The organism is Agromyces sp. NPDC029043 (assembly GCF_055564615.1).
Genome location: NZ_JBVHVX010000001.1, coordinates 535,796 through 547,949, shown reverse-complemented (window position 1 = coordinate 547,949; position 12,154 = coordinate 535,796). Strand labels below are relative to the sequence as shown.

12 protein-coding genes are annotated in these 12,154 nt (G+C 70.0%); 7 read left to right on the top strand and 5 right to left on the bottom strand.

Translation table 11 applies throughout. From position 1 onward, the window contains the following. Nucleotides 1-25 precede the first annotated feature (25 nt). Nucleotides 26-772, bottom strand: coding sequence for a patatin-like phospholipase family protein (locus tag ACZ4TW_RS02595; RefSeq protein ID WP_465539839.1), 747 nt, complete (start codon nt 770-772; stop codon nt 26-28). Between the two features lie 272 nt (nt 773-1,044). Here ACZ4TW_RS02595 and ACZ4TW_RS02590 point away from each other — a divergent pair, with 272 nt between their 5' ends. Both ACZ4TW_RS02590 and ACZ4TW_RS02585 read left to right on the top strand, forming a co-directional pair. Then, complete coding sequence (locus tag ACZ4TW_RS02590; protein ID WP_465539837.1) at nt 1,045-2,184, top strand: endo-1,4-beta-xylanase; 1,140 nt, start codon at nt 1,045-1,047, stop codon at nt 2,182-2,184. Nucleotides 2,185-2,338: 154 nt separating this feature from the next. Next, nucleotides 2,339-3,337, top strand: a complete 999-nt coding sequence (locus ACZ4TW_RS02585; protein WP_465539836.1) for an aldo/keto reductase — start codon at nt 2,339-2,341, stop codon at nt 3,335-3,337. Nucleotides 3,338-3,381: 44 nt separating this feature from the next. Here the strand turns inward: ACZ4TW_RS02585 and ACZ4TW_RS02580 are convergent, their stop codons facing one another. Further along, nucleotides 3,382-3,651 (bottom strand): hypothetical protein, encoded by a 270-nt coding sequence (locus ACZ4TW_RS02580; protein ID WP_465539834.1) that lies wholly within the window; start codon nt 3,649-3,651, stop codon nt 3,382-3,384. Nucleotides 3,652-3,718: 67 nt separating this feature from the next. Beyond that, the gene (locus ACZ4TW_RS02575; protein WP_465539832.1) at nt 3,719-4,177 is read right to left on the bottom strand and encodes a YdeI/OmpD-associated family protein; all 459 of its coding nucleotides are present in this window, start codon (nt 4,175-4,177) and stop codon (nt 3,719-3,721) included. A gap of 331 nt (nt 4,178-4,508) precedes the next feature. On the opposite strand from ACZ4TW_RS02575, the gene ACZ4TW_RS02570 reads away from it, so the two are divergent. The 3 genes from ACZ4TW_RS02570 to ACZ4TW_RS02560 all read left to right on the top strand — a co-directional run bounded on the left by ACZ4TW_RS02570 (nt 4,509) and on the right by ACZ4TW_RS02560 (nt 7,133). After that, nucleotides 4,509-4,868 (top strand): PRC-barrel domain-containing protein, encoded by a 360-nt coding sequence (locus tag ACZ4TW_RS02570; protein ID WP_465539831.1) that lies wholly within the window; start codon nt 4,509-4,511, stop codon nt 4,866-4,868. A 286-nt stretch (nt 4,869-5,154) separates the two neighbouring features. Beyond that, nucleotides 5,155-6,348, top strand: a complete 1,194-nt coding sequence (locus ACZ4TW_RS02565; RefSeq protein WP_465539828.1) for a globin domain-containing protein — start codon at nt 5,155-5,157, stop codon at nt 6,346-6,348. Nucleotides 6,349-6,359: 11 nt separating this feature from the next. After that, nucleotides 6,360-7,133 (top strand): DivIVA domain-containing protein, encoded by a 774-nt coding sequence (locus ACZ4TW_RS02560; RefSeq protein ID WP_465539826.1) that lies wholly within the window; start codon nt 6,360-6,362, stop codon nt 7,131-7,133. A 66-nt stretch (nt 7,134-7,199) separates the two neighbouring features. Here the strand turns inward: ACZ4TW_RS02560 and ACZ4TW_RS02555 are convergent, their stop codons facing one another. Both ACZ4TW_RS02555 and ACZ4TW_RS02550 read right to left on the bottom strand, forming a co-directional pair. Beyond that, a complete protein-coding gene (locus ACZ4TW_RS02555; RefSeq protein WP_465539824.1) occupies nt 7,200-8,420 on the bottom strand; it encodes a globin domain-containing protein in 1,221 nt (406 codons plus the stop codon). Nucleotides 8,421-8,516: 96 nt separating this feature from the next. Beyond that, the gene (locus tag ACZ4TW_RS02550) at nt 8,517-9,533 is read right to left on the bottom strand and encodes a LacI family DNA-binding transcriptional regulator (protein WP_465539822.1); all 1,017 of its coding nucleotides are present in this window, start codon (nt 9,531-9,533) and stop codon (nt 8,517-8,519) included. Between the two features lie 200 nt (nt 9,534-9,733). Here ACZ4TW_RS02550 and ACZ4TW_RS02545 point away from each other — a divergent pair, with 200 nt between their 5' ends. Together ACZ4TW_RS02545 and ACZ4TW_RS02540 are read left to right on the top strand one after the other, a co-directional pair. Continuing rightward, complete coding sequence (locus ACZ4TW_RS02545; RefSeq protein WP_465539820.1) at nt 9,734-10,669, top strand: dihydrodipicolinate synthase family protein; 936 nt, start codon at nt 9,734-9,736, stop codon at nt 10,667-10,669. A 148-nt stretch (nt 10,670-10,817) separates the two neighbouring features. Further along, nucleotides 10,818-12,128: an Nramp family divalent metal transporter gene (locus ACZ4TW_RS02540; protein ID WP_465539818.1), complete on the top strand. Its 1,311-nt coding sequence runs from the start codon at nt 10,818-10,820 to the stop codon at nt 12,126-12,128. Nucleotides 12,129-12,154: the final 26 nt, after the last annotated feature.

Here is a 12,154-nt window from a genome sequence, read left to right as displayed (position 1 = left end):
ATACGGCCGACTGAGGGTGCGGCCGTCATCTCGCGTCCGAGGCCCGCCGCCCATCAAGTGCCAGCTCAGCCGCACGCCGGCCCTCGTCGATCAGGCGAGGCACATCCGTCATCCTCCACTGGGCCATACGTTCCATCTCCGGCTGGATGAGCACCACGGACGGATCCCTGACGAGTTCGGCGGTGCGCGTGACCGTGCGCATCATGCGCACGGTCTCCCATTTGGCATGCAACCGCACGACGATGAGGCGGTCGGCGCCCAGCCCACGAGCAGCGGCGATGGGAACGTTGTCGACCATCCCGCCATCGGCGAGCAGGGTGCCTCGGTGCGGAACCGGTGGGAGCAGACCCGGCACGGCGATGGTCGAGCGCAGGGCACGGCTCAGGGGTCCCGCGTCGATGACCACAGCACGACGGGTACGAAGGTCCGTGGCGACCGCCGCGAAACGGCGAGGCAGCTCCTCGATCAACGGGTCGCGGCCGAGCACGCGGCGCACCGCGTCCTCGATGCCCCGCGTGTCGAGCAGGCCCCACCTCGGGCGCATCGACCACGCCGCGACGCTCCGCCATCGGAACTCGCGCGTCGCGTGCTCGATCGTCGTCAGCTCGAGGTCAGCGGCATAAGCGGCGGCGACGAGCGCTCCGGAGCTGGTGCCGGTGACGATCCCGGGTCGTACGCCGCGCTCGGCCAATGCCTGGAGGACGCCGACATGCGCGGCGCCGAACGCGCCGCCACCGCCGAGCGTCAGCCCCAATGAACGATCGTCGCTCACGGTGCCGCCGCGCCGCCGCATCCTCGAAGGAGCCCGCCGCGATGGTCAGGGGCACATCCGGTTCGAACCATGGGCCGAGCGTACAGCGCCACCTCCCTGGGCAATGCAGAGCGTGCGAAACGACAGATGATGGTCCATTCGATGTTTCGGAGTCAAGCCCAAAACATATTTGTTGACGGCTCCTACTTATCTCTGCCTACCATTCCGAGGGTCGCTGGCCGGCGGAGGTCCGGCACGCGCCATCCAGCTCAGAATCATGCAAAGGAGCATTCATGCGCACATCACGTCCCCTGCTCGCCGGTGTCCTCGCACTGGCCTCTGTGGCCATCGTCCCGGGCACGGCGTTCGCGGCCCCGGCTCCGCCGGCCGACCCGAACGCGTCCGAGCACTCGGCGGTCATCGGCGACAACACGCTGCGAGCACTCGCCGAAGCCGCCGGCATCGAGATCGGCGTTGCCGTCAACGCCGACCTGCTCGAGAACAGCGTCAAGTACCGAAACATCGTCAACACCCAGTTCTCGAGCGTGACGGCCGAGAACGTCATGAAGTGGGAGGCCCTGAACCCACAGCCCGGCGTCTACGACTGGGCGGCTGCGGAGGCGCTCATCGCGAACGCCGAGGCGAACGACCAGGTCGTCCGCGGCCACACGCTCGTGTGGCACAATCAGCTGCCGACGTGGCTGACGACCGGCGACTACAGCGCCGAGGAGCTGCGCGCCATCCTCGAGACCCACGTCAAGACGGTCGCAGCGCACTTCGCCGGTGACATCCAGCAGTGGGATGTCGTCAACGAGATCTTCAACGACGACGGCACGTTCCGCGAGACGATCTGGTACCAGGCCTACGAGGAGCTCGGCCTGCCGGGCGAGCAGTACGTCGCCGACGTGTTCCGCTGGGCCGACGAGGCCGACCCTGAGGCCCTGCTGTTCTACAACGACTACAACCTCGAGTTCACCGGCCCCAAGAGCAATGCCGCGTACGCGTTCGTGCAGGAGCTGCTCGCCGCCGGCGTGCCGATCGACGGCGTCGGCTTCCAGGGTCACCTCGATACGCAGTACGGGTTCCCCGACCTGCAGAACAACCTGCAGCGGTTCGCCGATCTCGGACTCGAGGTCGCGCTGACCGAGGTCGACATCCGCACCTTCGTCACCCAGAAGCCGAACGGCACGTACACCAACACCCCTGCCGACCCGGCCGAAGGTGCGCAGCAGATCGACTGGTGGGCGCGCACCCTCGAGGCGTGCCTCGCGGTGGAGGCGTGCAACTCGTACACCGTCTGGGGCGTCTCGGATGCGAACTCGTGGATCCCGGGCTGGTTCACCGGCCAGGGCGCGGGCCTGCTGTACGACATGCACAACAACCCCAAGCCGCAGTACGACGCACTTCGCGAGGTCCTGCGCGAGGCAGTCTGACGACGATCACGCTAGGCCCACGAGGGGCACGTCCATACGGACCTGCCCCTCGTGGCGATCGGGAGGGCGGACCCCATGCGGCACGGGGATCGGGCAGTCGCCCGGTCCCCGCGTCCCATTCAGGAACGCCCCGCACAATGATTGAGAGGCGAACATGAGAACCGATCTGCCGGTCGTCCCCTTCGGCCGCACCGAACTCGAGGTCACCCGCGTCGGGTTCGGCGCCTGGGCGGTCGGGGGCCCACGCCGCGGAGACTGGGCCTTCGGCTGGGGTGCGCAGGACGATGACGAGTCGATACGGACCATCCGGCACGCGATCGAGAGCGGCGTCAACTGGATCGACACCGCGGCGATCTACGGGCTCGGGCATTCCGAGGAACTCGTCGGACGCGCGATCCGCGGCTTTCCGGCCGAGGACCGACCGTACGTCTTCACCAAGGGCGGCGTGGTGTGGGACGACGACGACCACACGAAGCCGTCCCGGCGGATGGCGGACGCGCGTTCCCTGAAGCGCGAGGTCGACGACTCACTGCGGCGCCTCGGGGTCGAGCGGATCGACCTGTACCAGGTGCACTGGCCGCCGACGGACGGAACGCCCATCGACGAGTACTGGCAGGCGATGCTCGACATCCGGGCGGCGGGCAAGGCGCGCGCCGTGGGACTCTCGAACCACTCGGTGGAGCAGCTCGAGCGTGCAGAACGCCTCGGTCATGTCGACTCGCTCCAGCCGAAGTTCTCCGCGATCGCGTCGCAGAGCGCCGCCGACGTGCTGCCCTGGTGCGCCGACAACGGCACCGCGACGATCGTCTACAGTCCCATGGGATCCGGGCTCCTCAGTGGTGCATTCACGGCACAGCGCGTCGAGCGGCTTCCCGACGACGACTGGCGCAAGCGGAGCGAGGACTTCACGGCGAACCTCGACGGCAACCTCGCCATCGCGGAGGCGCTCGGCAAGGTGGCGGACCGACACGACGTTCCGCACGCCGCCGCCGCAGTGGCGTGGACCCTCGGCTTCCGGGGCGTGACCGGCGCCATCGTGGGAGCCCGCCGCCCGGACCAGGTCGATGGATGGCTGCCCGCCGCATCGCTCGAGCTCACCCCCGAGGACTACGCCGAGGTTCGCGCGGCGGGCGCAGCCGCCAGGCCGGCCTGAGCACCGACCGGCGACCTCTGCGACAGGACCTCCGGTGGGCGGACCTACCAGACGGTGCCGCCGCCGACCGAGATGCCGCCCCACGTGAGCGCGATGAAGATCGCGGCGAATACGACGGGCGCGATGCCCTTGCCGTTGCGTGCGAGGCCCTTGAAGAGGCCGATCACGGCGAGGACCGCGGCGATGATGGAAAGGCCGCCGCCCAGGATCAGCCCGATGAACAGCGGGATTGGCATGAGCACGAGGCCGGCCAGTGCGACCCAGAACGCGGCCCAGGCGGTCGGGTTGGAGCGGGGTTCGACGGAGGACGACATGCGTCCAGTATGTCGCGTCCGTGGGCCGCGGGCCGTGAGACGCGGCGGCCGCGCGTCAGGCAGTGCATCACCTGAGCTCGTCGATGAGGGCGTCGAGTCGCCGCGCCCGGGTATCGGGGCGAGCGGCCGACTCGATCGGGTACAGGCGGCGACGGCGGTCCGCCGGGGGCAGCCCCTCCCACCGCTCGAGCAGGTCTTCGTCGGCGAGTCGCGCCGCGACATCCGGGGGAAGGAGCACATCGTCGTCGTGGGCGGGCCGCAATCGGCACTCGACCACGGCCCCGGCCTCGGCGCCGATGCGGCGGAGCAGCGACCGTCCGGCCCACACGAACGGTCCGTCGACGACGGGCGCTCGGGTCACCGCGAGGTTCACGGAGACGCCGCGGATGGTGCCTTCCAGCCGGCGCGAGCCGGCCTGCCGTGCCGCTTCGGCGAGCTCCTCCGGGATGCGGATGACGGTGTAGGTGCTGCGGCCCCACGGCACGGGCTCGATCGACGCCACGAACGCCGTCTCGTCAGGCGGCATCCGCTGCCCCACCCGTCGAGCCCGCGTCGTGCAGCGGGAGGTGGCCTGTCTCGGCCACGATGGCGGACCGCTCGCGAGTGCGAGCGAGCATGCGGATCACCCCCGTGAGCCTCGACGGTGCAGCCGGAACGTTGCGAACCGGGCCGTGCGAGAAGACTACGCATTCCGAGGATCCGCCGCGCGGGCGGGCGCGATCCGCGCGGCGATCGCACCGGGGCGGCCGTGGACCGGCGCCGCAGCTGTCAACCCCCTTCAGGCGCCTCGGGCGCCGACGTACGGTCGCCGCATAACCCGAGCATCAGGGCCACCAGCCCTGAGGGAAGGAGGAGAGATGAGCGCGACATGGGACGCATGGAGCTACCGCTCCTCAGCCGCGCGCACGCCGCAGACCGCAGACATCGTGGGGTACGAGGTGCACGCGAGCGACGGTCACATCGGCAAGGTCGACAAGGCGAGTTACGACGTCGGCTCGAGCCAGATCGTCGTCGACACCGGTCCATGGATCTTCGGCCGGAAGGTCCTGCTGCCGGCGGGGACGATTGACCGGGTCGATGACGCCGACAAGAAGGTCTACGTCGACCTGACCAAGGACCAGATCAAGGCGTCGCCCGAGCTCGACGAGGGAGTCACGTGGGAGGACCCCGCGTACCGCGAGCGAGTGGGCGGCTACTACAGCGGTCTCTACCGCTGATCACCGAATCCACACCGCTGATCACCCAATCCACGCGCCCGCCGCCCCGACTGCACCGGTCGGGGCGGCGGGCGCCCGTCATCTCGAGCAGCGAGGGCCTCGCCTCCACACCGCACGCGCTCCAGTCACCGACGTGGGCCGACCTTCCGTACTGACGGAGGTCGGACTCTGCTATGAAGGGTAGATCCCCTGCCCTGCCAGTGATTGGATGAACCGATGGATGCCAGCGGGCCGCGCAGCCTGATCCACGCGCGCAGCGACGACGACACGGCGGGCGGGTGACGCGGTGAACACCGCCGCGCTGAAGGAGACGTGGGCGCTCGCGCAGAGCCTCGGCGACGAGGTGCCCCTCTACTTCTACTCGCACCTGTTCCTGTCCCACCCCGAACTGCGGAGCATGTTCCCCATCTCGATGGCGACGCAGCGCGACCGGCTCGTGGGGGCGCTCGGACGGATCGTGTCGAGCGTCGACCAGCTCGACGAGGTGGTCGACTTCATCGAGCAGCTGGGGCGCGACCATCGCCGCTTCGAGGTCATCGCCGCGCACTACAACGCGGTCGGCGCGTCCCTGCTCGCCACGCTGAAGCACTTCCTGGGCGAGAGGTGGACCGTCGAGCTGGCGTCGGACTGGGCCGAGGCGTACGGCGTGATCGCCACGGTGATGGTGAAGGCGGCCGAGGCGGCGGAAGAGACCAGTCCGGCGTCGTGGTCGGGCGAGGTGATCGCCGTGGAGCGGCGGGGCCTCGACATCGCGGTCATCCAGGTGCGCCCCGAGCCCGAGTTGCCATTCCTGCCGGGTCAGTCCATGGCGGTGGAGGTGCCGGCTCGCCCGCGGCTGTGGCGCTATCTCAGCCCCGCCAACGCCCCGCGCGCCGACGGCACCATCGAGTTCCACGTGCAGATGGTCGCCGGCGGGCAGGTCAGCAGCACCATCGTCCGTTCGCTCCAGGTCGGCGAGACCATCCGCCTCGGTGCTCCGGTCGGCCAGGAGCTGACCCTGAACGAGGAGGAGAAGCACCGCGACCTCATCATGGTCGCGGGCGGCACCGGCCTCGCCCCGCTGCGCTCCCACCTGGAGCGGATCGACCAGGAGTGGCAGTCGACCGGCCGGGCGCCCCGCGTGCGGTTGTTCCACGGGGCGCGCCTGCCCTGGAGCCTCTACGAGAACCGGCTGCTCCAGAACCTGGCCGGCAGGCCCTGGTTCGACTACACGCCGGTGGTCTCCGACGACCCGAGCTTCCCAGGCCGGAAGGGCCTGGTCGGGGATGCCGCGGCCGAGAGCGGTTCGCTGCACGGGCTGCTCGCGCTCGTGTGCGGGTCGCCCGAGATGGTCCGGCACACGGTGTCCCGCCTCCGTGCCGCGGGTGTCGCGCACACCGATGTCCGCTTCGAGCAGTTCGCGACCCTCGACGAGGACAGCCACGACCTGCACCACCACACCCACGAATCGCAGCCGTCCGGGCTGCCGCAGAGCGACTAGGGGGACCACTCATGGAGCAGAACGGGACCGACCCCGACCACGTTGCCGACACGTCCGGCACCGCACCCGAAGATGCCCTCGACCTCGCGGTGAGCCACCTGCCCGACACCCGGACCGTGGACTTCACCATGAAGGTCCGGGGCGGCGCGTACGACCGGCTCGAGGTCGACACGTTCATGGGTCGGCTGTCGCAGGCCGTCACCGAGGTCAGGGCCGCTGCGACGAGGGTCCGGCAGGAGCTCGCCACGCTGCGCGCCGAGAACGCGAAGGGCGGCACGTCTGGTGCCGACTCCGAGGATGAGATCACGGCCGGTGCGGTCGGACTGCTGACGCAGGCCCAGCTGATCGCCGACAAGGCGGTCGCCGACGCCGAGCTGTACGCCCGCGACCTGGTGCTCACGGCTCGCAACCAGTACCGCGAGATCCTGGAGCGCGCCGAGAGCACCGCCAGCCAGACGACCGCGACGATGCCGACGCAACCCGGCCCTCCCGTCCCCGAGATCGAGTACGTGCGGACCTACGCCCAGGTGGCGCAGATCCAGCTGCGCTCGGTGCTCGATGCGCTCACCGAACAGGTCGACCGACTGGGCAACCTCCCGCAGCCCTCAGGCGAGTCCGCACCCCAGGCCGGTGCCCAGCCGGACTCCGAGGACGGCCCCGCGGGCGAGCCGGACTGGACGCCCTCGACCTCTGCCGCGACCGCGACCTCCACCGCGCAGGCGGCCGGCGAGGAGCCGGAGTGGGCCCCTTCGACGTCGCGGCCGACCGGCGAGCAGTCGGGCTGACCTGCGCCTGACGCCGGGAGGCAGTCGACGTCCGCGTCGCGGTGGTCGACTGCCTCCTCGTCGGCGTCAGGCGGCGACGGTGGGCGGGTTGTGCGCCCAGAGGTCCGGGCCGAACACCTCGTAGTTGATCCGTTCGCCCGGGATGCCGCGATGGATGAGCGTCTCGCGCATGCTCCGCATGAACGGCAGCGGGCCGCACATGAACACCGTCGCGTTGCTGGGCAGTTCGACGGCGCTCAGATCCATGAAGCCCGGCAGCGCGGGCTGCAGCGTCGGGGCCTCCGACGCGTCCTCCTCGTACCAGTTCTGCGCTCGGGCATCGCCCATGGCGAGCACCTGGCGCCGGAGCGATTCGTAGAGCGCGTGCGTGTCGTGGCTGCGGTCGGCGTGGAACAGCCGCACCGTTCGCTGCGGCTGGCGACGAGAGAGATCCTCCAGGATCGCCGCGATCGGCGTGATGCCGATGCCCGCCGAGACGAGCACCAGCGGGGCGTCCGACTCGTCGAGCAGGACATCGCCCGCCGGCTGGGAGACGTCGAGGATGGCACCGGGCTGCGCGTGCTCGTAGAGCCAGTTCGAGACCTGGCCGTCGGGTGCCCCATCCACGCCGCGCACCCGCTTGATCGTCACTCGCAGCGAGTCGCCGCGCGGCCCGGACGAGATCGTGTACTGGCGCGGTTGGCGCGACCCATCGGGCAGGTCGACGGCGATCGCGACGTACTGCCCAGTGTGGTGCGAGGGGACCATGCCGTCGACGGGAACCATGAGCAGCGAGAAGACGTCCTCGGATTCCTCGAACCGTTCGACCACTCGGTACCGCCGCCACGGCTGCTCGGGGTCGGTGCCGCCGAGTGCGTAGAGCTTCGCCTCCTCCGCGACGAGCGAGACCCCGAACAGCCAGTACACCTCATCCCATGCGTTGTGCACCTCCGGGGTGACGGCATCGCCCAAGACGGTGCCGACGGCCTCGAGCAGGTACTTGCCGACGATCGTGTAGTCGCGCGCCTTGATGCCGAGTGACACGTGCTTGTGCGCGATCCGTCGCATCACCGGGCTGAAGTCGGGAGCATCGGGATCGATCAGCTGCACCGCGAAGGCGACGACGGATGCCGCCAGCGCCTTCGGCTGGTCGCCGATCGCCTGGTTCGCGCGGTTGAAGACCCGCAGCAGTTCTGGGTGGGCGGCGAACATCGCCGGGTAGAACTCGCGGGTGATCTCCTCGGCGTGCTCGGCGACGACCCCGGCGGTGGCGCGGACGATCGCTTCGGACTCTGGTGAGAGCTGCATCATGTTCCTTTCCGTTCGCGAACGCATCGGTTCGAGTCTGGCGTCGCGGATGCGCGACGCGCCAGTCGGTTGCAGCGGATTCGGACGAGCCCGCGGCTAGGGACGGGACGTCGGCGCCGTCGACGCCCGGGGCATGAGGGTCGGCAGGGCGAGGCGGATGCCGCCGCCGGCGCCGTCGGGCGCGAGGAGCAGCTCGAGCGCCGTCGCGGCGATCTGCTCGAACGGCGTGCGGACCGAGGTGAGCGGCACGGGCAGGCGCGAGACCAGCGGGATGTCGTTGTAGCCGACGATCGAGAGGTCGGCGCCGATTCGCAGTCCGAGGCCGCTCGCCGCCGTGAGCACGCCGAGCGCGAGGTTGTCGTTCGCCGCGAAGACGGCCGTGGGCCGGTCGGGGCGATCGAGCAGGCGCGTGCCGGCGGCGATGCCGTCGTCTATGCCGTACCCGACCGAGAGCATCCGCTCCTCGACCACCGGGATTCCCGCCTCACGCAGGGCGCGCTCGGCCCCGGCCCGCCGATCGCGCGCGCTCGAGGTGAACCACGGCCCGGTCACCATGGCGATGTCGCGGTGCCCGAGATCGACGAGGTGCCGCGTGGCGAGGTAGCCGCCCGTCTGGTCGTCGCCCAGCGACGACGGGCTGATGCGGTCGGTGCGCAGCACGAGCACGTGCGGGATGTCGCGGGCTCGGAGCGATGCGGGCAGCTCGTCGTCGAGCCGTGCGGTGGCGAGGATGACCCCGTCGACGCTGCGGTCGAGCAGGGTCTCGGTGGCCCGGCGCTCATCCTCGGGCTCGTCGCCGCAGGTCGCGACGACGGCGAAGTAGCCCCGTCGGCCGGCGGCCTGCTCGATCGCCTGGAACATGAGCGCCATCACGGTGTCGGTGAGGCGAGGTACAAGCACGCCGATCGTCGCGGTCGCACCGCGCCGCAGGCTCGACGCGAACACGTTGCGGCGGTAGCCGAGCTCCTCGGCGACGCGTCGGACACGCTGGGCCGTCTCGCTGCGTGAGGCCGGGGTGCGGTCGTCGAGGATGCGGCTGACGGTCGAAACGCTGACTCCAGACGCCAGGGCGACCTCGCGCAGGGTCACCGGCCCCCGTTGCGTGCGCTCCACGCTCCACCTCCTGCCACCGCGAGTCTACGGGCGGCACGTGCGGTCGCTGCGGGTCGAAGGATGCCGCGCCCCGCGCCATCCGGAATCAGGTGTTGACATCGACTCACATGTCGAGCATACTTGCAAACGTTCCCGCAATCGTTCCCGATAACGTTTCCATCCAGCGGGTCTCGACGAAGAGAAAGAGAAGGAGTCGAACGATGGCACTCGACCTTCGCGGACTGAACCCCGCCCCCGTGACCCCGTTCACCACCGACGGCGACATCGACTTCGCCGCCATCCAGCGCCTGGGCTCGTGGCTGGGCTCGATCGACGGCGTCAAGAGCCTCGTCGTGCTCGGCCACGCCGGCGAGGGCACGTTCCTCACCATCGACGAGCAGCTCGACGTGATCCGCGCGTTCGTCGACTCGACCGACGGCCGCGTGCCCGTGATCGCCGGCATCACCGGCGAGGGCAACAAGGTCGCCGCGCTCGAGGCCGAGCGTGCGAAGGCCGCCGGCGCCGCCGCCGGCCTCGTGTACCCCTCGCACGGCTGGCTGCGCTTCGGCTACCAGAAGGGTGCGCCGCAGAGCCGCTACCGCGAGATCTACGAGACCAGCGGCCTGCCGTCCATCCTGTTCCAGTACCCCGACAACACCAAGGCCACCTACGACCTCGACACCCAGCTCGAGATCGCCGGCCAGGAGGGCGTGTTCGCGACCAAGAACGGCGTGCGCAACATGCGCCGCTGGTACACCGAGATCCCCGCGCTCCGCGCCGCGTATCCCGAGCTGCAGATCCTCTCGTGCCACGACGAGTACCTGCTGCCGACGATGTTCGACGTCGACGGCCTGCTCGTCGGCTACGGCAACATCGCTCCTGAGGCGCTCATCGAGCTCATCGAGGCGGGCAAGGCGCAGGACTACCCCCGCGCCCACGCGATCCACGAGCGCCTGCTCCCGGTCACGAAGAACGTGTACCACCGCGGCTCCCACATGGAGGGCACCGTCGCTCTCAAGTGGGGCCTCGTGCACCGCGGCATCCTCGACCACGCCACGGTCCGCACCCCGCTGCTGCCGCTGCCGGATGGCGCGGACGCCGAGATCGCCGCCGCCTTCGCGTCGGCGGGTCTCGAGAAGGTCGCGGTCACGGTCTGATCGCGCGGCAGGGGTCGGCGACGTCCGGCCCCCGCCCATCCCTCACCGATCCCGCCGACGAGGCGTAGGATCGGCGCCGTCGAAGTGCGGCACCCGAGTCAATGACGACTGAGCGGCCCGAGCCGCACTCCGAAGAAGGAGGCTCGCCATGAGTGAGCGCACCAAGACCCGCCACACCTCCACCACCCCGGGCACCGGATACGGACGCGTCTCGACCGAGTCGATGCGCACCATCGTCGAGTCGAGCGGCCGGCGCCGCTCGTTCTGGCAGCAGCTCGCGCTGATCGGCCCGGCCTTCGTCGCCGGCGCATGGCAGTTCGGCCCCGGCAACCTCACCACCGCCGTGCAGGCCGGCAGCGGCTACCAGTACACGCTCATCTGGGTCATCGTCGTGTCGACGATCCTCATGATCTTCCTCACCGACATGAGCGTGCGGCTCGGCATCAAGTCGCCCGTCTCGCTGATCGCCTCGATCAAGGACCACCTCGGCAAGCCCGTCGGGGTCATCGCCGGCATCGGCGTGTTCCTCATCACCCTGATGTTCTCGGTCGGCAACGCGGTCGGCTCGGGCCTCGGCCTCTCGATGCTGTTCGGCGGCGCGCCCATCATGTGGACCGTCATCTGCACCATCGCGGTCGCCTCGCTCCTGCTGTTCCGCAACGTCTACCGCGTGATCGAGAAGGTGCTCATCGTGATCGTCGCGGCCATGGCCGTCGCGTTCGTGCTCAGCGCCTTCATCGCCAACCCCGACTGGGTGCAGGCCGCGTCCGGCCTGATCCCGACGGTTCCGGATGGCTCGTGGCTCCTGGTCGTCGCACTCGTCGGCACCAACTTCAGCGTCAACGCCGCGTTCTACACGTCGTACGGCACCAAGGAGCGTGGCCGCACCGAGGAGCAGTACCGCGACGTCACCATCGTCGACACGATCCCCGGCATCGTCGCGCCCGGCGTCATGACCTCGCTCGTCATCGTCGTCGCCGCGGCCGTGCTCGGTGCCACCGGCCAGGCCGCCGACACGATCGTCGCCCTCGCGGGCATCTTCGAGCCGCTGGCCGGCCCCGTCGGTTCGACGCTCTTCGCGCTCGGCTTCTTCGGCGCAGCGTTCTCGTCGATGATCGCGAACGCGACGGCCGGCGGCACGATGCTCTCCGACGGCCTGGGCCGCGGTGCCTCGTCGGGCTCGCGCACCGCGAAGATCGTGAGCGGCACCATCCTCGCCTTCGGGGTCGCCGTCGCGCTGATCTTCCAGCAGGCGCCGGTCCAACTCATCGTGATCGCCCAGGCGCTCACGGTGCTCGTGGCGCCCGTCCTGGCGGTGCTCATCATCGTCATGGCGAACCGCCGCAGCCTCATGGGCGAGATGCGCAACCGCTGGTGGCAGAACGTCTTCGGCGTCGTCGGCCTCGTCTCGGTGGTCGCGCTCTCCGTGCGGCTGGTGATGAGCCTGCTCGGCGGATAGCCGGAGGTGCGACACCCCCGTTGCCC